20 protein-coding genes are annotated in these 21,663 nt (G+C 62.2%); 14 read left to right on the top strand and 6 right to left on the bottom strand.

The window, feature by feature from the left end:
* Positions 1–293: 293 nt before the first annotated feature.
* From PLD_RS16590 to tauD, 7 genes are all read left to right on the top strand, one after another.
* Entirely contained in the window at positions 294–2,618 is a 2,325-nt protein-coding gene (locus PLD_RS16590; protein ID WP_159894551.1) for a Tex family protein, read from the top strand.
* A complete protein-coding gene (locus tag PLD_RS16585) occupies positions 2,618–3,001 on the top strand; it encodes a PaaI family thioesterase (RefSeq protein WP_159894549.1) in 384 nt (127 codons plus the stop codon). Before PLD_RS16590 ends, PLD_RS16585 begins: the two co-directional genes overlap by 1 nt.
* Positions 3,002–3,216: 215 nt before the next feature.
* The gene (gshA, locus tag PLD_RS16580; RefSeq protein WP_159894547.1) at positions 3,217–4,800 is read left to right on the top strand and encodes a glutamate--cysteine ligase; all 1,584 of its coding nucleotides are present in this window, start codon (positions 3,217–3,219) and stop codon (positions 4,798–4,800) included.
* 260 nt (positions 4,801–5,060) lie between these two features.
* Positions 5,061–6,038 (top strand): taurine ABC transporter substrate-binding protein, encoded by a 978-nt coding sequence (tauA, locus tag PLD_RS16575; protein ID WP_159894545.1) that lies wholly within the window; start codon positions 5,061–5,063, stop codon positions 6,036–6,038.
* A gap of 27 nt (positions 6,039–6,065) precedes the next feature.
* The gene (gene tauB / locus PLD_RS16570; protein WP_159894543.1) at positions 6,066–6,860 is read left to right on the top strand and encodes a taurine ABC transporter ATP-binding subunit; all 795 of its coding nucleotides are present in this window, start codon (positions 6,066–6,068) and stop codon (positions 6,858–6,860) included.
* Positions 6,857–7,696 (top strand): taurine ABC transporter permease TauC, encoded by an 840-nt coding sequence (gene tauC / locus PLD_RS16565; protein ID WP_159894541.1) that lies wholly within the window; start codon positions 6,857–6,859, stop codon positions 7,694–7,696. Before tauB ends, tauC begins: the two co-directional genes overlap by 4 nt.
* Before the next feature lie 222 nt (positions 7,697–7,918).
* Positions 7,919–8,758: a taurine dioxygenase gene (gene tauD, locus PLD_RS16560; protein ID WP_159894539.1), complete on the top strand. Its 840-nt coding sequence runs from the start codon at positions 7,919–7,921 to the stop codon at positions 8,756–8,758.
* 93 nt (positions 8,759–8,851) lie between these two features.
* Here the strand turns inward: tauD and PLD_RS16555 are convergent, their stop codons facing one another.
* Positions 8,852–9,094, bottom strand: coding sequence for a hypothetical protein (locus PLD_RS16555; RefSeq protein ID WP_159894538.1), 243 nt, complete (start codon positions 9,092–9,094; stop codon positions 8,852–8,854).
* Positions 9,095–9,358: 264 nt separating this feature from the next.
* On the opposite strand from PLD_RS16555, the gene PLD_RS30735 reads away from it, so the two are divergent.
* The gene (locus PLD_RS30735; RefSeq protein ID WP_256674652.1) at positions 9,359–9,484 is read left to right on the top strand and encodes a hypothetical protein; all 126 of its coding nucleotides are present in this window, start codon (positions 9,359–9,361) and stop codon (positions 9,482–9,484) included.
* Positions 9,485–9,528: 44 nt separating this feature from the next.
* Here PLD_RS30735 and PLD_RS16550 read toward each other — a convergent pair whose 3' ends face one another.
* Entirely contained in the window at positions 9,529–9,798 is a 270-nt protein-coding gene (locus PLD_RS16550) for a hypothetical protein (RefSeq protein WP_159894536.1), read from the bottom strand.
* Between PLD_RS16550 and PLD_RS16545 the strand changes: the two genes are divergently transcribed.
* Together PLD_RS16545 and PLD_RS16540 are read left to right on the top strand one after the other, a co-directional pair.
* A complete protein-coding gene (locus PLD_RS16545; RefSeq protein ID WP_159894534.1) occupies positions 9,797–10,036 on the top strand; it encodes a hypothetical protein in 240 nt (79 codons plus the stop codon). The two genes, PLD_RS16550 and PLD_RS16545, sit on opposite strands and share 2 nt — an antisense overlap.
* Positions 10,037–10,039: 3 nt before the next feature.
* Positions 10,040–11,242: an ImmA/IrrE family metallo-endopeptidase gene (locus tag PLD_RS16540; RefSeq protein WP_159894532.1), complete on the top strand. Its 1,203-nt coding sequence runs from the start codon at positions 10,040–10,042 to the stop codon at positions 11,240–11,242.
* A gap of 45 nt (positions 11,243–11,287) precedes the next feature.
* Here PLD_RS16540 and lpdA read toward each other — a convergent pair whose 3' ends face one another.
* Together lpdA and mgrA are read right to left on the bottom strand one after the other, a co-directional pair.
* Positions 11,288–12,748 (bottom strand): dihydrolipoyl dehydrogenase, encoded by a 1,461-nt coding sequence (gene lpdA, locus PLD_RS16535; protein ID WP_159894530.1) that lies wholly within the window; start codon positions 12,746–12,748, stop codon positions 11,288–11,290.
* A gap of 372 nt (positions 12,749–13,120) precedes the next feature.
* A complete protein-coding gene (gene mgrA, locus PLD_RS16530) occupies positions 13,121–14,158 on the bottom strand; it encodes an L-glyceraldehyde 3-phosphate reductase (RefSeq protein ID WP_159894528.1) in 1,038 nt (345 codons plus the stop codon).
* A 789-nt stretch (positions 14,159–14,947) separates the two neighbouring features.
* Here mgrA and PLD_RS16525 point away from each other — a divergent pair.
* Complete coding sequence (locus PLD_RS16525; protein WP_159894526.1) at positions 14,948–15,205, top strand: hypothetical protein; 258 nt, start codon at positions 14,948–14,950, stop codon at positions 15,203–15,205.
* 8 nt (positions 15,206–15,213) lie between these two features.
* Here the strand turns inward: PLD_RS16525 and betT are convergent, their stop codons facing one another.
* Both betT and epsC read right to left on the bottom strand, forming a co-directional pair.
* Positions 15,214–17,178 (bottom strand): choline transporter BetT, encoded by a 1,965-nt coding sequence (gene betT, locus PLD_RS16520; RefSeq protein WP_178116227.1) that lies wholly within the window; start codon positions 17,176–17,178, stop codon positions 15,214–15,216.
* A 581-nt stretch (positions 17,179–17,759) separates the two neighbouring features.
* On the bottom strand, positions 17,760–18,686 hold the full coding sequence (gene epsC, locus PLD_RS16515; RefSeq protein ID WP_159894522.1) for a serine O-acetyltransferase EpsC: 927 nt from the start codon (positions 18,684–18,686) through the stop codon (positions 17,760–17,762).
* A 189-nt stretch (positions 18,687–18,875) separates the two neighbouring features.
* On the opposite strand from epsC, the gene PLD_RS16510 reads away from it, so the two are divergent.
* The 3 genes from PLD_RS16510 (at position 18,876) to tcyL (ending at position 21,660) form a co-directional block, all read left to right on the top strand.
* Positions 18,876–19,871, top strand: a complete 996-nt coding sequence (locus PLD_RS16510) for a D-cysteine desulfhydrase (protein ID WP_159894520.1) — start codon at positions 18,876–18,878, stop codon at positions 19,869–19,871.
* 326 nt (positions 19,872–20,197) lie between these two features.
* Positions 20,198–20,995, top strand: a complete 798-nt coding sequence (gene tcyJ, locus PLD_RS16505) for a cystine ABC transporter substrate-binding protein (protein WP_159894518.1) — start codon at positions 20,198–20,200, stop codon at positions 20,993–20,995.
* Positions 20,995–21,660: a cystine ABC transporter permease gene (gene tcyL / locus PLD_RS16500; RefSeq protein WP_159894516.1), complete on the top strand. Its 666-nt coding sequence runs from the start codon at positions 20,995–20,997 to the stop codon at positions 21,658–21,660. Before tcyJ ends, tcyL begins: the two co-directional genes overlap by 1 nt.
* Positions 21,661–21,663 lie beyond the last annotated feature (3 nt).

The following is a 21,663-nucleotide window of genomic DNA, read 5'->3' as shown; positions in this document are numbered from 1 at the left end:
AGCAGATTTTTCCTCTATCGCCAGCAAACCCGCTGGCGGCCTGAGGTCGGCGATCACCCCGAAGACAATAACGCTGGGTATAATGCGCCGCCTTTTGTGTTGGGCAATATCTGATCAGTACGACTTCGGCCGGTTTATTTATTTGCCTGAACCGGCAGTATTTTTTCGATTCCACGGGTCAACAGGCTGCCTTTTGATCCAGGTGGCGGCGCGGGCCAGGCCGCTCAACCAGACTCGCCAGGCCTTATTTTCGTGCCCGCGAGCCTGCTTTCACACATTTGTCAGGTGGTTTTATGGACAGCATCAACAGCCGCATTGCCGAGGAACTCGGTGTACGCCCACAACAGGTCGAAGCGGCCGTCGCTCTATTGGATGAAGGCTCCACCGTGCCCTTCATCGCCCGCTACCGGAAAGAAGTCACCGGCAGCCTCGATGACACTCAACTGCGTCATCTGGAAGAGCGGTTGCGCTACCTGCGAGAGCTCGACGAGCGGCGGATCAGCATCCTGGCCAGCATCGAAGAGCAAGGCAAACTGACCCCCGAGCTGGCCCGCGACATCAAGCTGGCCGACACCAAGACCCGCCTCGAAGACCTGTACCTGCCCTATAAGCAGAAGCGCCGCACCAAGGGCCAGATCGCCCTGGAAGCCGGTCTCGGCGAGTTGGCGGACGGTCTGTTCAACGACCCGAACCTGGCTCCAGAAGCCGAAGCCGCACGCTTCGTCGACGCCGAAAAAGGCGTAGCCGACATCAAGGCCGCCCTCGAAGGCGCCAAGTACATCCTCATGGAGCGCTTCGCCGAAGACGCCGGCCTGCTGGACAAGCTGCGCAACTACCTCAAGCAGGAAGCCACCCTCAGCGCCCGCGTGGTGGCTGGCAAGGAAGAGGAAGGCGCCAAGTTCCGCGACTACTTCGAACACGATGAACCATTGAAAAGCATGCCGTCGCACCGCGCCCTGGCGATTTTCCGCGGCCGCAACGAAGGCATTCTCAGCTCCGCACTGAAAGTCGGTGACGAGCAGCCGGGCACCATGCACCCCTGCGAAGGCATGATCGGCCAGCAGTTCGGCATCCAGAACCAGAACCGCCCCGCCGACAAATGGCTGGGGGAAGTGGTGCGCTGGACCTGGAAAGTCAAGCTCTACACCCACCTGGAAACCGACCTGCTGGGCGAGTTGCGCGACGGCGCGGAAACCGAGGCGATCAACGTTTTCGCCCACAACCTGCACGATTTGCTGCTGGCCGCTCCGGCCGGCCCGCGCGCCACCCTGGGCCTGGACCCGGGCCTGCGTACCGGCTGCAAGGTGGCGGTGGTGGATGCCACCGGCAAGCTGCTGGATCACGCCACCGTCTACCCCCACGTGCCGCACAACAAGTGGGATCAGACCCTGGGCATCCTCGCCGCCCTGTGCGCCAAGCACTCGGTGGACCTGATCGCCATCGGCAACGGCACCGCCAGCCGCGAGACCGACAAGCTGGCCGCCGAACTGATCAAAAAATACCCGGCCATGAAGATGACCAAGGTCATGGTCTCCGAAGCCGGTGCATCGGTGTACTCGGCCTCGGAACTGGCGGCCAAGGAATTCCCGGACCTGGATGTGTCGATCCGTGGCGCGGTGTCCATCGCCCGCCGCCTGCAGGACCCGTTGGCGGAGCTGGTGAAGATCGATCCGAAATCCATCGGTGTCGGCCAGTACCAGCACGACGTGTCGCAGCTGAAACTGGCCCGTGGCCTGGACGCGGTGGTCGAGGACTGCGTGAACGCCGTGGGCGTCGACGTCAACACCGCTTCCGTGGCTCTGCTGGCGCGGATCTCCGGCCTCAATGCGACCTTGGCGCAGAACATCGTCAACCATCGTGACGAGCACGGTGCGTTCAAGACCCGCGCCGCGCTGAAAAAGGTCGCGCGCCTGGGTGAAAAGACCTTCGAACAAGCCGCCGGCTTCCTACGGGTGATGAACGGCGACAACCCGCTGGACGCCTCGGCGGTGCACCCGGAAGCTTATCCGCTGGTGCAGCGCATCGCCGCCGACACGGGCCGCGACATTCGCTCGCTGATCGGCGACAGCGGCTTCCTCAAGCGCCTGGACCCGAAGAAATTCACCGACGAAACCTTCGGTCTGCCCACCGTCACCGACATCCTTCAGGAACTGGACAAGCCCGGCCGCGACCCACGCCCGGAGTTCAAGACCGCCGAGTTCCAGGACGGTGTGGAAGACCTCAAGGACCTGCAACTGGGGATGATCCTCGAAGGCGTGGTGACCAACGTCACCAACTTCGGTGCCTTCGTCGACATCGGCGTGCACCAGGACGGCCTGGTGCACATCTCGGCGCTGTCGGAGAAGTTCATCAAGGACCCGCGTGAAGCGGTGAAGGCCGGCGACGTGGTGAAAGTGAAGGTCATGGAAGTCGACATTCCGCGCAAACGCGTGGGCTTGTCGATGCGCATGGGCGACACCCCGGGCGAGAAGATCGACGGCGCCCGTGGCTCGCGTCCAGGCTCGGCACCGCGCTCGTCCCAGGGCAAGGCGCCGCGCCAGGAAAGCACCGCGCCAGCCCCGAGCAACAACGCCATGGCCTCGCTGTTCGCCAACGCCAAACAGTTGAAGAAGCGCTGATGCAGATCCCCGCCGGCCTGACCGAAAGCGCCTTCAGCCAATTGCTCGGCTGCCGTCTGCAACGCCTGGAAATTGGCGAGGCAGACGTCGCCCTGGAGCTGACCCCACAGTTGCGCAATCGCGGGCAAAAACTGCACGGCGGGGCGATCTTCAGCCTGGTGGACATTGCCATGGGGCTAGCCTGTTCCAGCACCCACGGCTTTGACCAGCAGAGCGCCACCATCGAATGCAAGATCAACTACATCCGCGCCGTGAGCGAAGGCCAGGTGCTGTGCCGGGCCAAGGTGATCCACCCCGGCCGCCGCACCCTGGTGGTGGAAGCGGACGTGATCCAGGGCGACAAACTGGTCGCAAAAGCACAAGGCACCTTCGCGGTCCTATAGCTCCCTGTCATGAATTTGGGTTAATTTCGGCGCTGCGAAAGCGGCGTCGGCGTTTTTTGCCTGCGCTAAAGCCAGATTCAGGGATGAAGGATTGGTGATTTCAGACGAGTCGGTTTGACTCAAAAACCAGGCGAAAACGCCAGTTTTAACTTCACCCTTGTAGACCGTCCTGCCCACCCCCATATTGGGGCGACTGACGCGTGAAGGAATCCAACTTGAGCGAACTTCTCAACCGCCGCCTGGCCTTGCTCGGCGAGCGCGCTAACCTCTCCCTGCTCGAGCAGTGCCTGCATGGCATCGAACGTGAATGCCTGCGTGTCACCGGCGAAGGCCGCCTGGCACAGACCCCGCACCCGGAAGAACTGGGTTCCGCGCTGACCAACGAACAGATCACCACCGACTACTCCGAGTCGCTGTTGGAGTTCATCACCCCGGCCCTCAAGGACCCGGCGGACACCCTGGCCAGCCTCGACAAGATTCATCGCTTCGCCTACAGCAAGCTCGGTAACGAGTACCTGTGGAGTCCATCGATGCCGTGCCCGTTGCCGGCCGAGGAAGACATCCCGATCGCCTACTACGGCACCTCCAACATCGGGCAGCTCAAGTACGTGTACCGCAAGGGCCTGGCCCTGCGCTACGGCAAGACCATGCAGTGCATTGCCGGGATCCACTACAACTTCTCCCTACCGGAACAGCTGTGGCCGCGGCTCAAGCAAGCCGAAGGCTTCGTCGGCAGCGACCGGGACTACCAGTCTTCGGCCTATATCGCGCTGATCCGCAATTTCCGCCGTTACAGCTGGCTGCTGATGTACCTGTTCGGTGCTTCGCCGGCCCTGGACGCGGGTTTCCTGCGTGGCCGCTCGCACCAGTTGGAGCAGTTGGACGCCGACACCCTGTACCTGCCCTACGCCACCAGTCTGCGCATGAGCGACCTGGGCTACCAAAGCCAGGCCCAGGCCGGCCTGACCCCTTGCTACAACGACTTGAACAGCTACACCGACAGCCTGCGCAAGGCCGTGGCCACGCCTTATGCGCCTTATGTGGAAGTTGGTACCCACAAGGACGGCGAGTGGATCCAGCTCAACACCAACATCCTGCAGATCGAAAACGAGTACTACTCCAACATCCGTCCCAAGCGCGTGACCTACACCGGCGAACGGCCGATCCAGGCGCTGATGGCCCGGGGCGTCCAGTACGTCGAAGTGCGCTGCCTGGACATCAACCCCTTCCTGCCTCTGGGCATCGATCTTCAGGAAGCGCGCTTCCTTGATGCTTTCCTGCTGTATTGCGCGCTCAACGACAGCCCGTTGTTCGAGAACAGCGAGTGCAGCAACGCCACCTCGAACTTCCTCGCGGTGGTCAAGGAAGGTCGGCGACCGGGCCTGCAACTGCAACGCCAAGGGCAACCGGTGGAGATGAAGCAATGGGCGGCAGAGCTGCTGGAGCAGATCGCCCCAGTGGCCGCCCTGCTGGACCAGAGCCACGGCAGCGCTGCCCACAGCAAGGCGCTGGACGCCCAGCTCGCCAAGGTCCAGGACTCGTCATTGACCCCGTCGGCCCAAGTGCTGGCGGCCATGAGCGAGCACCAGGAAAGCTTCAGCCAGTTTTCCCTGCGCCAGAGCCTGACTCATGCCGAGCACTTTCGCAGCCCGACGCTGACCAAGGACGAACAAGCCACCTTCGAAGACATCGCGCGTAAATCCCTGGAACAACAGACCGAGCTGGAACACAACGAAGTGGGTGATTTCGACGTATTCGTCGGTGCCTACCAGGCCAGCATCCTGGCGATCAGCAACTAAAGCCGCGACCCGGGAGCCCAGCTCCCACTGGGCCGCCCAGCGGCCCGGCCGGCGGCCTTTCCGGAGCTACCGTGGCGCCAGGCTCCGGCATGCCGGCGCCACTGAGCAAGCGCTTGCGCCCTTGCCACAACAACAGCTTCGGTGCGACGCCGATGCGGTTCTCCCCATAAGCTAATGCAAATAAGTTATTTATTTCTGCATTCTTAGATCATTTAGTCTCCTCCCACGCCGATCACCGGCCGCCTATGAGGAGCACCCCCATGAAACTGCATTTCCCCCTTCGCCTCCTGGCGGCCGCGTCCCTGGCCGCTGCGAGTTTCTTTGCCCAGGCGGCCGACGTCACCGTCGCCTACCAGACCACCGTCGACCCAGCCAAGGTCGCGCAAGCCGATGGCAGCTATGAAAAAGCCACCCAGGCCACGATCAACTGGCGCAAATTCGACAACGGCGCCGACGTCATCGCCGCCATCGCTTCCGGCGATGTGCAGATCGGCTACCTGGGCTCCAGCCCGCTGACCGCCGCCATCACCCGCAAGGTGCCGGTGCAGACCTTCCTCATCGCCACCCAGATCGGCGCCGCTGAAGCCCTGGTGGCCCGCGACGGTTCCGCGATCAACAGCCCTCAGGACCTGATCGGTAAAAAAGTCGCCGTGCCCTTCGTTTCCACCGGCCACTACAGCCTGCTGGCGGCGCTGAAGCACTGGAACATCGACCCCTCGAAAGTGCAGATCCTCAACCTCGCGCCACCGGCGATCATCGCCGCCTGGAAACGCGGCGATATCGACGCCACCTACGTCTGGGACCCGGCCCTGGGCGTGGCCAAGGAAAACGGCAAGGTGCTGATCACCTCCGGTGAGCTGGCCCAGTTCGGCGCGCCGACTTTCGACGCCTGGATCGTGCGCAAGGACTTTGCCGAGAAGCACCCACAAATCGTCAGCGCCTTCGCCAAGGTGACCCTGGAGGCCTACGCCCAATACCGCAAGGACCCACAAGCCTGGCTGGCCAACCAGGGCAACGTCGACAAACTGGTGAAGCTCTCCGGGGCCAAGGCCAGCGATATCCCGCTGCTGCTGCAAGGCAACGTCTACCCGCTGGCCGCCGACCAGGTGCTCAGCCTCGGCGCCCCGACCACCCAGGCCATCACCGACACCGCGGTGTTCCTCAAGGAACAAGGCAAGGTCGAGGCGGTACTGCCGGACTACGCCCCTTACGTCAGCGCCCAGTTCATCACCGAATAACCCGCGAGCGGACAGGAGGCAGCCGTCATGGCCCAGCTACAACTGGAGCGCATCAGTGCACAGTACCCAGGCGCCGCCGAAGCGGTGCTGGCGGACATTTCCCTGAGCCTGGGGCCACAGCAACTGCTGGTCGCCCTGGGGCCCTCCGGCAGCGGCAAGACTTCGCTGCTGAACCTGATGGCCGGGTTCGTCGAGCCCAGCGCCGGACGCATCAACCTCGACGGCGAGCCGGTCAAGGGCCCCAGCGCCGAGCGTGGCGTGGTGTTCCAGGACGACGCCCTGCTGCCCTGGCAGGACGTGCTGGGCAACATCGCCTTCGGCCTGGAACTGGCCGGCGTCGCCCGGGACCTGCGTGAAGCCCGGGCGCGGGAGATGCTCGCCCTGGTGGACCTGGCCGGCTTCGACAAACGCCGCACCTGGCAGCTTTCCGGTGGACAGAAACAGCGCGTGGGCCTGGCCCGCGCCCTGGCTGCCGACCCGCGCGTGCTGCTGATGGATGAACCCTTCGGCGCCCTGGATGCCTTCACCCGCGAGCAGATGCAGGAGCTGTTGCTGCAAGTCTGGCAGCGCACCGCCAAGCCGGTGTTCCTGATTACCCACGACATCGAGGAAGCGGTGTTCCTGGCCACCGACCTGATCCTCCTGGCACCCAACCCGGGGCAGATCGTCGAGCGCCTGAACCTGGACTTCGGCCAGCGCTACGCCGCCGGCGAATCGGCCCGGGCGATCAAGTCCGACCCGCTGTTCATCGAAACCCGCGAACACGTGCTGGCCCGGGTGTTCTCCCAGCGCAGCGCCACCCAGCAGCAGGAGCGCCCATGAGCAGCCATGAGATTCCCACCACTGCGACCCGCGATGCCACCCCGAAAGCGCCCCTGCCGGTGCGTCGTAGCCTGAGCACCCGCTGGATCAGCGTACTGACTCTGATCGCCCTGCTGGCCCTGTGGTGGGCGGTCACTGCCAGCGACCTGATCGAACCGCTGTTCCTGCCGCCCCCTGCCGCCGTATTGCAAAAGGGCTGGTTGCTGGCCACCAGCGGCTACATGGATTCCACCCTCTGGCAGCACCTGGCAGCCAGCCTGCAACGCATCGGCCTGGCCCTGGGGTGTGCCGTGCTGACGGCGATTCCGATGGGCATCGCCATTGGCGCCAACCGCATCGCCCGGGGCGTGCTCGACCCTTTGATCGAGTTCTACCGGCCGATTCCGCCACTGGCCTATCTGCCGCTGATCGTCATCTGGTGCGGCATTGGCGAGCTGTCCAAGGTGCTGCTGATTTATCTGGCGATCTTCGCCCCGATCGCCATCGCCACCGCCACCGGCGTGCGCACCGTCGACCCGGCCAAACTGCGCGCCGCGCAATCCCTGGGCGCGACCCGGGCGCAGCTGATTCGCCACGTGATCCTGCCCAGCGCCCTGCCGGAGATCCTCACCGGCGTGCGCATCGGCCTGGGCGTGGGCTGGTCGACCCTGGTGGCGGCAGAACTGATCGCCGCCACCAGCGGCTTGGGCTTCATGGTGCAATCCGCGGCGCAGTTCCTGGTCACCGATGTGGTGCTACTGGGGATACTGGTGATTGCCCTGATCGCCTTCGCCATGGAGATGGGCCTGCGCGCCCTGCAACGCAAGCTGGTGCCGTGGCATGGCCAATCGCACTGAACCGAGCGTGTCTTGCGTCACTTGCATTACCTGCCTTACGTCGCTTGCGTTACTTGCCTGCATTACCTGCCTGTAGCCGCTGTCGAGCCCCAGCGAGGCTGCGACCGAGCGCACAGGGCTCGGCAGCGGCTACCAGGCCCATGCATGCCAGCCATTTTTGATGGATGCAGATAAACCGAATCCGATCACGCCGACCGTTCGGCGCCGCATAAGAGAACGACCATGAGCCTGACCATCACCCCCTTAAGCTCCGCCCTCGGCGCCCAGATCAGCGGCATCGACATCAGCCAGCCGCTGAACCTGGAGCAGCGCGACGCCATCGAGCAGGCGCTGCTCAGGCATCAAGTGCTGTTCTTCCGCGACCAGCCGATCACCCCACAGCAACAAGCGCGCTTTGCCGCCCACTTCGGTGACCTGCACATTCACCCGATCTACCCCAATGTGCCGGAACAGCCGCAAGTGCTGATCCTCGACACCGCTGAAACCGACGTGCGCGACAACGCCATCTGGCACACCGACGTGACCTTCCTGCCGACCCCGGCCCTGGGCGCGGTGCTCAGCGCCAAGCTGCTGCCGGCGTTCGGCGGCGACACGTTGTGGGCCAGCGGCATCGCCGCCTACGAGGCCTTGTCCGAGCCGCTGAAGAACCTGCTGCAGGGCCTGACCGCCACCCACGATTTCATCAAGTCTTTCCCTCTGGAACGCTTCGGCAACACCCCCGAAGACCTGGCGCGCTGGGAGCAAACCCGGCGCAAGAACCCGCCGCTGTCGCACCCGGTGATCCGTACCCACCCAGTGAGCGGCCGCCAGTCGCTGTTCGTCAACGAGGGCTTCACCACCCGTATCAACGAACTATCGGAGAGCGAAAGCGCAGCCATCCTCCAGTTGCTGTTCGCCCACGCCACCCGCCCGGAGTTCACCATCCGCTGGCGCTGGCAGGAAAACGACGTGGCGTTCTGGGACAACCGCGTGACCCAGCACTATGCCGTGGACGACTACCGTCCACAGCGCCGGGTCATGCACCGCGCAACCATTCTTGGGGATGTGCCGTTCTTTCGCTGAGCATTGTCTGCCCGCGCTGTCTGCCCCCTTCAGTTTCTCTCGACCAACAGCAACCTCCCCGCGAATACGCGAGGAGGCTGTTTTAAAACACAATCACTGACACGGCTCCATGGCCCCCATGAGGTCACAACCTTCCTGCAACAGGAGGTAAGCCGCTTCAGCAACGCTGTTCAGATCCGCACTTTCGGCAGTCCTCACGTCCATGTAGGAAAGGCTTCTCATCAGGTTCTTGACCGCTCGAAACCTTCGATCGGCACAGGCGAACAAATCGAGGTTACTGGCTCGCGTATTGATTAGCAGAGCGCTGCTATCGGTCAGCGGGAGAGGCTGATCCATGCTCGTCACGCCTTCTCAAGGCAATAAAAAACACTGCACTTCTGAAAGCAACGAGCTTGCACGCCCGAGCACTGATTACAGCGCTGGCAAAACTATAGAGCGTTGAGATCGAGGCTCACAATCAGGCAAAGACGGTGAAAGGCGTAAGGAAAATCTATTTTTGCAACCAGCCCGAAAACTGTACAAAAACACAGTAAAAAGCCTTGGATAACCAATGAAACTGGCCTAAAAGTCCGCCTATCAAATCGGTTGCGGTACACAGTCATGGTGACCAAAGAAGAAATCCAGAGCTTTATCAGAACTCAGATTCATCAGGATTTTTTTGATGAGCTGGAGGTTCTGCTTCCACAAACCTTTCACACGGCAGTGAAAGAAACCGGGCGCTCTTGACTCACACCCCTGCCGAATACCTGCGAGGTCACTTGCGGCATTCGCTAATCCAGGATGCGCTGGCCAGCCTGCAACGCTGGAGTCCGGTCGTCCTGGCGACAGATCCAAGTGGTCATCACTACGTTCTGTTGAAGATGGGCTGCGTGCGACTCACGGCTGTCGTCCTCCCGTGGCAGAAAGAGGTGCGCGAGGCGAAACATCGGCGCGAGCTGAAAGCACTCAATGGGTCCCTCTCCCCCACCCAACTGGACTGGATAGACGGCGTGCAACAAACAGTGGACGAACAGCTGATTCACGCCCTTGTCATCGTCCATGCCCCCCCACCCCAACGAAGCCAATCAATCAGAACCCAGGGCAATCACCTTGGCTGTACCCTATTTCAACGGCAGAGGATTTCACCTTGATTGCCCGCTCGAAGAATTACTTGAAGGCTACTCTGGTGAGGCTGTCACCGAACAGAAATCCATGGAGCTGGTGATATTGCGAGATAAAATGCGCCGCGCCGAAGAAGCCGACAATCAAACCGCCAATGAGTCAATTTCCAAGAGGTAAACCATGAGAACTGGAGTCGCGGGCTTTCAGTCAGAGCGCCTCAAACAGTTGCGCCTCGCTTTTGGGATGACCCAAAGCGCGTTGGCCGAAAGGGTGGGGCGAGCCTCTGGAAACATCTCAAAATGGGAAAATGGATTGCAGGAGCCCGAAGCTGAAGCCTTCCAGCGCTTGTGTGAAGTGTTTGGCGTCAGCGAAAACTGGCTGCTTGAAGAGCCAGTTGATACCGCTCAGAACACACCCTTTTTCTTCCGTTCCCAAGTCAGTACCACCAGCAATGCACGAGACATTGCCGAGCTACGCCTGGAGTGGCTTCAGGACATTTCTTACAAGCTTCAGGAAAGCCTTGAGTTCGCGGCGGTCAATGTCCCGCATTTGACGGAGACTAACTGCCAGATGATTTCCGACCAGGAAATCGAGCAGATGGCCAGCGAATGCCGGCAAGCCTGGGGGTTGGGAATCGCGCCTATTCCCAATGTCATTCAAGCACTTGAGAACGCCGGAATCATCTGTGCCCGGACCACATTGGGCCATTTGAAAATGGACGGTGTTTCCAACTGGTATGAACTGGACCAGCGTCCCTACGTGCTGCTCGTAGCCGATAAGGCAAACGGCATCAGAAACCGTTTCGACGCGGCCCATGAGCTCGGACATATCGTTCTCCATCGCCATGTTTCCAAGGAGCAATACGAGGCCAACCACGCGCTGCTTGAGTCCCAGGCACACCGCTTCGCAAGCGCCTTCCTGATGCCTGCAGAAAGTTTTCTCAGGGAGATTCGCTGGCCCGCTCTGGATACTTTGCTGGCGTTGAAATCACGCTGGAAAGTCTCTGTTGCGGCCATGGTGCATCGCTGTGTGGATCTGGAAATCATCAACGACACCACGACAACCCGGCTATGGAAAGCCAGATCAGCAAGAGGCTGGGTCAAAGGTGAGCCGATGGATGGCGACTTTGATTTTGAGCGACCACAGCTGATTGCACGTGGCGTGAAAATGCTAGTGGAAAACCCAGTGCTTTCCAGGTCCCAGGTCAGGCAACTGCTGGGCTTGCCTGTGGCCATTCTGGAAAGCCTGTGCAGCCTGGATGAGGGCTACTTTGACCTTCCAGACCAGTCACAGGTCATCAACATGCAACTCAGAAAACGCTCGGCACGGGATCAGTTCTTCAGTGAAACCGCAGAAATCCTCGGTTTTCCCAACAAAAAATAGTCCCTTGTAGGAGCGAGCAAGCTCGCTCCTACCATTTGCCACGCATCACCTGGCAGTAGAACTCGCCACCGGTTTCTTCTTGCGATTGCCGATATGAATCGCCTGGCCATTCACCGCCAGCGCGGCCTCATGCAGGGCTTCGGACAGGGTCGGGTGGGAGAACACCATCATTCCCAGGTCTTCGGCGCTGGTGCCAAACTCCATGCCGATTGCGCCTTCCTGGACCAGTTCCGCAGCGCCCGGGCCGATCACATGCACCCCAAGTACCCGGTCGGTGCCGGCATCGGCAATGACCTTGACCAACCCGGCGGTGTCGTTGGCCGCCATGGCCCGGCTGCTGGCGGAGAACGGGAAGGTGCCGATGTTCAGTTCGATGCCCTGGGCCTTGAGGGCCTGTTCGGTCTGGCCAACCCAGGCGATTTCCGGGTGGGTGTAGATCACTGACGGGATCAGCTCGTAATTGAGCGGATGCCGATGCCCGGCAAGGCTCTCGGCCACCATCACCCCCTCCTCCGACGCCTTGTGCGCCAGCATCGGGCCGCGCACCACGTCGCCAATGGCGAACACCCCAGGCACGCTGGTCAGGCACTGGCCATCGACATGAATAAAGCCGCGCTCGTCCAACTGCACACCGCTGTCGGCGGCCAGCAGATCGGTGGTCAGGGGCCGGCGACCCACGGCGACAATCAGGCGGTCGAAGGTCTGCTGCTTGTCCTCGCCGCCCTCGCTGAGGCTGACCTTGACGCTGTCGCCTTGCACTTCGCACGCCGTCACCCGGGCCCCCAGGCGGATATCCAGGCCTTGCTTGCCAAAGAGCTTCTGCGCCTCCTTGGCGATCTGCAGGTCCACTGCCGGCAGGAAGCTGTCCAGCGCTTCGAGGACCGTCACCTCGGCGCCGAGGCGGGCCCAGACCGAGCCCAGTTCCAGGCCGATGACGCCGGCGCCGATCACCCCGAGGCGCTTGGGCACGCGGGTGAATTCCAGGGCTCCGGTGGAGTCGACGATCACCTTGTCGGTCAGCGGTGCGGCGGCGATGTCGATGGGGCGGGAGCCGGGGGCGAGGATGATGCTGGGGGCACTGATGCGCTGGGTGCTGCCGTCGGCCGCGGTGACTTCCACTTCCTTGTTAGCCAGCAGCTTGCCGTGACCTTCCAGCAGGGCCACGCCATTGGCCTTGAACAGCGAGGCGATGCCGCCGTTGAAATTGCGTACCACGTTGTCCTTGCGCGCCAGCATGGCCGGCACGTCCATCTGCGGATTGCTGATGCCGATGCCGTGCACCTCGAAACCGTTGCGCGCCTCGTAATAGTGATGGGAGCTGTCCAGCAGCGCCTTGGAAGGAATACAGCCCACATTGAGGCAGGTGCCACCCAGGGCGGTCTTGCCGTCCTTGCCCTTGTAGCGCTCGATACAGACCGTCTTCAGTCCCAGCTGCGCCGCCCGGATCGCCGCGACATAACCACCAGGACCCGCGCCGATCACGATCACATCGTATTGTTCACTCATAGATTGCCGTCCTCCCTGTAAACACATTCGACCACGGCCCCCTGGGCCATGAATTACCCCGCGACGAACAGCCAAAGCGCCACGATCCGGTTACCAGCCCGCACCCTGCACGGGCTGCGGACGCTGACCGCGAAAACTCGCAACTTCCACTTCTGCGGGTCGCGGTCAGGTTGGTGGAGACGTTATGAATTTCGACCAACAACTTAATATTACTAGCATAATATTTTCAACAAAAAGCTTCGCCAGGGACTGGGTCAAACCTCCGCTCAGCATCACGACGCCGCCGCAAAGCACGTTTTGGAGCACAAAATCAGCAGCCCCCAGCAGATCACTCTGCCGGGGGCTGCCCGGTTGACGCACCGGCGAACGCGGCTATTGCGCCAGCGAGGGTTTTTCCCACAGGTTGATGCGCCCCTCTTTGGCGAAATGATCGATTTCCGCCAGCTCTTCGATGCTGAAGCTCAGGTTCTGCAACGCTCCGACGTTCTCGACGATCTGCTCCGGGCGGCTCGCACCAATCAGTGCCGAGGTCACACGCGGGTCGCGCAGGGTCCACGCCAGGGCCAGTTGCGCCAGGCTTTGCCCGCGGTTCTTGGCAATCTCGTTGAGGGCGCGGACATGGGCGATATTGACTTCGGACAGGTGCGCGGCTTGCAGCGAGCCGCCGCCAGGGCGATTGACCCGCGCATCCTCGGGAATGCCATTGAGGTACTTGTCGGTAAGCAGCCCCTGGGCCAGCGGAGTAAAGGCAATAACGCCGACGCCGAGAGCTTCGGTGGTGTCCAGCAGGTCCTTTTCCACCCAGCGATTGAGCATGTTGTAGGCCGGCTGATGAATCAGCAGCGGCACTTTCCACGCCTGCAACAACCCGGCGATTTCCCGCGTTTTTGCCCCCGAGTAGGAAGAAATACCGATGTACAGGGCCTTGCCCTGTTGCACCGCGCTGGCCAGGGCGCTGGCGGTTTCCTCCAGCGGAGTATCCGGGTCGAAACGGTGGGAGTAGAAGATATCCACATAGTCCAGGCCCAAGCGTTGCAGGCTCTGGTCGAGGCTGGCCAGCACATACTTGCGCGAGCCTCCGCCCTGGCCGTAAGGCCCGGGCCACATGTCCCAACCGGCCTTGCTGGAGATAATCAGCTCATCGCGATAAGCCTTGAAGTCCTCCCGTAGCAAGCGGCCAAAGTTGATTTCGGCACTGCCGTAAGGTGGGCCGTAGTTGTTGGCCAGGTCGAAATGGTTGATCCCCAAGTCAAAAGCAGTACGCAACAACGCCCGCTGGGTGTCGATTGGCGTGCTGTCGCCAAAGTTGTGCCACAGCCCCAGGGACAGCGCCGGCAGCACCAGGCCGCTGCGGCCGACACGGCGATAAGGGATGGAGTCGTAGCGATTTTCGGCAGCTAGATAAGTCATCGAATCCTCTCTGGGCAGGGCCCTCAGCGTCGTTGCAGGTTTTATCCCCGCTGATTTTTCGGCCGCGGCAATTCGAGGCTTCCCGCAGCGCACGGCCTTGATGTTCTGAACAGCCCGGGCCTGTGCAGTTCCACAATCCTGGGTGGGTGATCCACGCCACTGCTGAATCCGTTCGCGGGGCACTCCCGGCAATGATTCGTACCGATTTCGTACTGAAAGCCCCCCCTTATAAACCGATGCGGAAACCCTCGACACTCAAGCGGCGAGACCAGGAAGCACAAAGCATTTGCGTGGATTTTCCGAAAAAATGCCGATCGTACGAAAAACGTATCCAACGTACCGGCGCCATCCGCGCCCCTTGGAAAAAGCCCCAGCAAAGACAACTACATACCACGTAACACAGTACGTAATCGTCCAGGAGATAGTGGCAAGATGCCTTGCTCGCAGCCACCAGGGCCCAGGCGACACCGGGTGCTCAACATCAATAGGAGCAAGCCAAACGGCTGGGAGAAGAGTCGCTAGACGTGGTCAGACTGTTGGCGACCAACAACGCATTGAAAGGGGCGGCCCGACGACCAGCACCCATTCTTTATAGACCGCAAACCCCACTCGCGCCCGGGATGGCGCGAGTGGGTCAGCCCAGATCAAAAACCTGCGCGGCGCATGAAAACCCCGCAAGCCAGCCCCCAAGGCAGACGGGGTTGGCACCTATGCTTCATGGACAGGCTGGCAAACCCAGGTGCTGGCGAGCACAACACCGTCCGACCGCACCCACAGGAGATGCTTGGCATGCACACCACCCTGATCATTAGCTTCGGCCTGGCCCTGCTGGCGCTGATGCTGTTTATTGGCGAACGGCTGGGCTTTAGCCGGCAGACATTGAGCTACGGCTTCATCGGGCTGTGGCTGGGATTGACGGTGATCAATGGCGCGGTGGGGAGGGTCACCGCCCATCAGTCCCTGAGGTCGGAACTGATGGGCGGCAGCCTGGTGTTCGCGGTGCCGGTAGCGGCCCTGGCGCTGTATCAGCTGTTCACCAGGGCCTGAGCGAACGCTCAACGCACCAGATGCAGGAACTGCATGTGGCGTTCGTACTGGTCGAGGATATCGTTGATGATCTGCTCCTTGCTGTAGCCCATCAGGTCGTAATCCTGACTGCCTTCGGCCAAGTGCACTTCGGCCCGGTAGTAACGGCGGTTGCGCAATTCTTTGGGGCCCATGCCGCCTCGGGCGAAGGACGGCGTGAAGTACCCGCGCATTTGCACCTGATAGATGAACGGGTGCTGGTCGCCATGACCGATTTCCAGGCTGACGTTGTCGTTGGCCGGGTCTGGCTGGGTGATCACGTTCAGGCCCTTCTCGGCGAACACCGCAGTCACCTCTTCGATGGCCGGGCGCACCGTCTGGTCAAGGAAGCGATACACCTCATCCCGAGACGGGAAATGCACCGCCTGGCTCAAGCGCTGGCGCCAGCCGCCCTTGCCACGCCGGGACGACGCCGACACCGGCGCCAGGGAGTGCAGTTGGGCGATGCGCTTCTGCGATTCCAGGTAGAAGGCCTTGTGCAGCCCCCACATCATCAGCAGCAGAATCAGCGAGAACGGCAGCGAGGTCAGCACCACCGCCGACTTCAGCGAATCGATGCTGCCGGCAAACAACAGCGCACTGGTGACCAGGGCAGTCATCGCGCCCCAGAACACCCGCAGCCATTTCGGACCATCCTCATCGGCGCCGCCGCCCTTGGCCGACAAGGTCGAGAGCACCACGGTGCCGGAGTCCGCCGAGGTGACGAAGAACACGAAGCTGATGAACACCGTGACCGCGATCACGGTCTTGCTCCAGGGGTAGGTTTCCAGCAGCAGGTAGAGGGTCATCGACGGGTTGTCGATGGCCGACATGCCCAGGGCACTCATGCCATGGTTGAGCACCTGATCGATGGCGCTGTTACCGAAAATCGACATCCACGCCAGGGTGAAGCCCAGGGGAATCAACAGCACGCCGAAGACGAATTCACGGATGGTCCGGCCCCGGGAGATCCGCGCGATGAACAGCCCCACGAACGGCGACCAGGCAATCCACCAGGCCCAGTAGAACACCGTCCAGCCGCCCAGCCAGTCGCTGGGCTTGTTGTAGGCGTAAACGTCGAAACTCTTGCTGGGCAAGGCGCCCAAATAGTCCCCAAGGTTCTGGATCAGGGTGTTGAGCAGGTGCTGGGTGGGCCCGGCGAACAGCACAAACAGCAACAATGCCACCGCCAGCAGCATGTTGATGTCGGACATCACCCGCACGCCCTTGTCGACTCCCGACACCGCGACAGTGATCGCCGCGCCCATCATCAAAGTGATCAGACCAACCTGGACCCACTGGGTGTGGGCGATGCCGAACAGGTAGTCCAGGCCGGAGTTCAGGTGCAGCACGCCAAAGCCCATGTCGGCGCCCAGGCCGAACACCGTGGCGATGATCCCGAAGCCGTCCACCGCGTAGCCGATAGGGCCGTTGATGCGCTTGCCGATCAGCGGGTACAGCGCCGAACGCAAAGCCAGGGGCAGGTTATGCCGATAGGCGAAATAGGCCAGGGCCATGCCGACGAAGGCGAACACTCCCCAGCCATGCAGCCCCCAGTGCAGGAACAGCAACTGCATGCCCTGGCGCGCCGCCTCGGCGGTACCGGCCTCGCCCTGGGGCGGTTGCAGCATGTGGGTCAACGGTTCGGAAACGCAGAAGAAGAACAGGGTGATGCTGATCCCGGCGGCGAACAACATGCCGGCCCAGGACAGGTAACTGAATTCGGGCTCGTCGTGGTCGGCACCGAGCTTGATCTTGCCGTAGCCGGACAAAGCAGTGACCACCACAAAGACCAGGTACAGGGTCATTGCCAGCATGTAGTACCAGCCGACCGTATTGGCCGCCCAGTTCTGCGCGGCCAGCAGCCAGGCGCCGGCCTGTTCCGGCATGGAAATCACCACCACACCGAAGACCAGAATAAAGCTCGCGGCGAAGTAGAACACCGGAGGGTTCATGCGAATAAGGCTATTCGCGGAGCTGGATGGCGCACTCATGAACGGCGCACCTCGAAGGGATCAAACATGGCTGAAATGTACGGACTCAGCAAAGGCAAGCCTCCTGTTGTGAGCGGGCAGCGAACCACCGGTTTAACTTGAACGAGCGTTCAAGTTAACCATGGATAGGTGCTGAAGAACTAATCGCAAGGCCCAGCGGTACCGCGGGTACACGAGTTCAAGGAAGGGTATGACGGATGCCGAACACAATCGTTCAGCAGAAAAAAGGCCACCGCCCGCACGCGCTGCAGCCACTGCCGCAGGCGCAGGCGCAGGCGCAGGCCGCGAAGAGTTTAGGCGGCCTACCGGCGCGGCAAGATTGAAGCCGCTGGCGTTCAGCGGCTGATCGACAAGCAAGGTCCTGCGGACCTTTTCGCAGGCTCGGCAGAAGCGGGGGCAGCGGGGGCAGCGGGTGTCACGGGCGCCTCTATAGCCTCTGCCACAGGCTGCACTCGGCACCGAAGGGACCTCGGCGGTGGCGGGATCGCCGGCGAACCTGCGGCTCGTTCGCCGCCTTCGGCAGCGGCTACAAAAGGCCTGTCCTACTTCTGCGAGCCGTCGTCGTGCTGCAGGTTGGCCTGGGTCAGGTTGCAGCCGGCCGGCACGCTGCGGGTCAGCCAGACGTTGCCGCCAATGGTCGAGCCCTTGCCAATGGTGATGCGCCCGAGGATGGTCGCGCCGGCGTAGATCACCACATCGTCCTCGACGATCGGGTGGCGCGGGTGGCCCTTCTGCAACTGGCCGTCTTCGTCCGCCGGGAAGCGCTTGGCCCCCAGGGTCACCGCCTGGTAGATGCGCACCCGCTCACCGATGATCGCGGTCTCGCCGATCACCACGCCCGTGCCGTGGTCGATGAAGAAGCTGCGGCCGATCTGCGCTCCGGGGTGAATGTCGATGCCGGTGGCCGAGTGGGCGATTTCCGAGCTGATCCGCGCCAGCAACGGCAGGCCGGCACGATACAGATGGTGCGCCAGGCGGTGATGGATCACCGCCAGGATGCCCGGGTAGCACAGCAGCACCTCATCAACGCTGCGGGCCGCCGGGTCACCGTGGTAGGCGGCCAGCACATCGGTGTCCAGCAACACCCGCAGGCCCGGCAGGGCCAGGGCGAAATCCTGGATCAGGCGAATCGCCCTGGCGTTGACCTCGGCGTCCGCCTCGCCGTTCTGCCGGGCCACATAACGCAGCTCCAGGCGCGCCTGGGCCAACAACGAGTTCAGCGCAGCGTCCAGGGTATGGCCGACGTAAAAGTCTTCACTCTCTTCGCGCAAATCCACCGGCCCCAGGCGCATGGGAAACAAGGCCCCGCACAGGGCCTCAAGAATCTCTGCCATGGCCGCTCGCGACGGCAGCTCACGCCCACCCTGCTCGCCGCTGACCCGGCCGTTGCGGCTACGCCACTGATCACGGGCATCGCGCAGTTGACCGACGATGGTCTGCAATTGCCAATGGCTGGAACGCTCGCTCACGATAAGACTCCTTACTCGGGCGGCCGGACAATCAGGCCGCGCAAACGGCGATCACTTTACGCCCCGCCAAGGCGAGGTTTAAGAACTAATTGTCTGGCTCACAGTACTTTTTCGCATAAGCGATTGACGGTTGCCCGAGCAAATATCGCTGCCTATAGTCCTTGCACCTTCCCTGTTCCGTGCGGACTCATGATCAAACAACAGCTTGCCCGCTTTAATCGTCTCGACCTGCTCGGGCACACCACCGCCCTGGAAAAACTCGAACGCCTGTCAGCCTGGATCGGACGCGATATCTACGTCAAACGCGACGACACCACCCCCCTGGCCATGGGCGGCAACAAGCTGCGCAAGCTCGAATACCTGGCCGCCGATGCCCTGGCCCAAGGCGCCGATACGCTGGTTACCGCCGGCGCCATCCAGTCCAACCACGTGCGCCAGACCGCGGCCCTGGCGGCCAAGCTGGGGCTGGGTTGCGTGGCCCTTCTGGAAAACCCCATCGGCACCGAAGACCCCAACTACCTGGGCAACGGCAACCGCCTGCTGCTGGACCTGTTCGACGCCAAGGTCGAGCTGGTGGAGAACCTCGACCAGGCCGACGAACAGTTGCGCGCCCTGGCCGCGCGCCTGCGCAGCAACGGCAAGAAACCCTACCTGGTGCCCATCGGCGGCTCCAACGCCCTGGGCGCCCTGGGTTACGTGCGCGCCGGCCTGGAGCTGGCGCAGCAGATCGAAGACAGCGGCCTGGAATTCGCCGCGGTGGTCCTGGCCTCCGGCAGCGCCGGCACCCACAGCGGCCTGGCCCTGGCCTTGAGCGAGGTGCTGCCGCCGTTGCCGGTGATCGGCGTGACCGTCTCGCGCAGCGACGAGGATCAGCGGCCCAAGGTCCAGGACCTGGCCGAGCGCACCGCCGAATTGCTGGGGGTGAACCTACCGGCGGCGTTCAATGTGCAACTGTGGGACGAATACTTCGCCCCCCGTTACGGCGAACCCAACGCCGGCACCCTGGCGGCGGTCAAGTTGCTGGCCAGCCAGGAAGGCCTGCTGCTGGACCCGGTCTACACCGGCAAAGCCATGGCCGGCCTGCTGGACGGCGTCGGTCGCCAGCGCTTCGAACAAGGCCCGATTATTTTCCTGCACACCGGCGGCGCCCCGGCGCTGTTCGCCTACCCTGGAGCCTTTGCCTGAGGTGGGTTGCAAGCGGTAGTGGATGCAACTGGCGGCCTTGCCCTTGGCCGATGCCGCCACACAGGCCCAGAGGACCCTCCAAGCGCTCGACCAACACGCTCGATCGCGGCAGAGGCCGGCGTCAACCTATTAAAACGAAAAGGAATAACAAAATGTATTTATATTATTTTTAAAGCTATCAGCACCGCTTTATAGTCGCGCCACAGGCTCATTTGCCAAGAGACGCGCAGGCTGTACTTAAGGCAGGATAAGGCGTTGCTGCTATCTCACCGGTTGACCTGCATTTCCCACCCGTATCACGCCATAAGAAACCACAGGGGCTTGTCATGAATGTTTCCGTACTGCGTCGCAATCTGCTGATGGGCACACTGGGCCTGGCCCTCGGGGCCGGACTGATGGGTCAGGCGGTTGCCGGCGAGCAACTGCAAAAAATCAAGGACGCAGGCGTGATCAACGTCGGCCTGGAAGGCACCTACCCACCGTTCAGCTATGTCGACGAAAACGGCAAGCTGGCCGGCTTCGAAGTGGAATTCTCCGAAGCCCTGGCGAACAAGCTCGGGGTCAAGGTCAAGCTGCAGCCGACCAAATGGGACGGTATTCTCGCGGCCCTGGAATCCAAGCGCCTGGACGCGGTCGTCAACCAGGTGACCATCTCCGAGGAGCGCAAGAAAAAGTACGACTTCTCCACCCCCTACACCGTCTCCGGGATCCAGGCCCTGACCCAGAAAAAGGATGAAGGCACGTTCAAGACCGCCGCCGACCTGGGTGGCCACAAGGTCGGCGTGGGCCTGGGCACCAACTACGAGCAATGGCTCAAGGACAACGTGCCTACGGCGATCATCAAGACCTACGACGATGACCCGACCAAGTACCAGGACCTGCGCGTCGGCCGCATCGACGCCATTTTGGTGGACCGTCTGGCGGCCTTCGAGCTGATCAAGAAAACCAAGGACACCCTGGTGGTCTCCGGCGCACCCTTCTCCCGCCAGGAAGCCGGTGTGGCCCTGCGCAAGGGTGAACCCGAACTGCTGGCCGCGGTGAACAAGGCGATCGAGGAACTGCGGGCCGACGGCACGCTGAAAAAGCTCTCGGAAAAATACTTCAACGCTGACGTCACCCAATAATGGAAGCTGGTCTGCAACTGGCGCTGGATTCAGCGCCATTTCTCCTCAAGGGCGCGTACTACACGGTCATCCTCAGCCTCGGCGGCATGTTCTTCGGCCTGCTGCTGGGCTTTGGCCTGGCCCTGATGCGCCTGTCGCGCTTCAAGCTGGTGAGCTGGATCGCCCGGATCTACGTGTCGTTCTTTCGCGGCACGCCACTGCTGGTGCAACTGTTCGTGATCTATTACGGCCTGCCACAACTGGGGATCGAACTGGACCCGTTGCCCGCCGCGCTGATCGGCTTTTCGCTGAACATGGCGGCCTACGCCTGTGAAATCCTCCGAGCGGCCATCGGCTCCATCGAGCGCGGTCAATGGGAAGCCGCCGCCAGCATCGGCATGACCCGGGCCCAGACCCTGCGCCGGGCGATTCTGCCGCAAGCCATGCGCACCGCCTTGCCGCCGCTGGGCAACAGCTTCATCTCCCTGGTCAAGGACACCGCCCTGGCCGCCACCATCCAGGTGCCGGAACTGTTCCGCCAGGCGCAGCTGATCACCGCCCGCACCTTCGAAATCTTCACCATGTATCTTGCCGCCGCGCTGATCTACTGGGTTCTGGCCAGCGTGCTCGCGCACCTGCAGAACCGCCTGGAAGCGCGGGTCAATCGGCACGACCAGGAGTCCTGAAAC

This window comes from Pseudomonas sp. LD120 (assembly GCF_009861525.1).
Taxonomy (GTDB): domain Bacteria; phylum Pseudomonadota; class Gammaproteobacteria; order Pseudomonadales; family Pseudomonadaceae; genus Aquipseudomonas.
The sequence above is the reverse complement of the archived record's forward strand: the minus strand, read 5'-3'. Positions and strand labels throughout refer to the sequence as shown.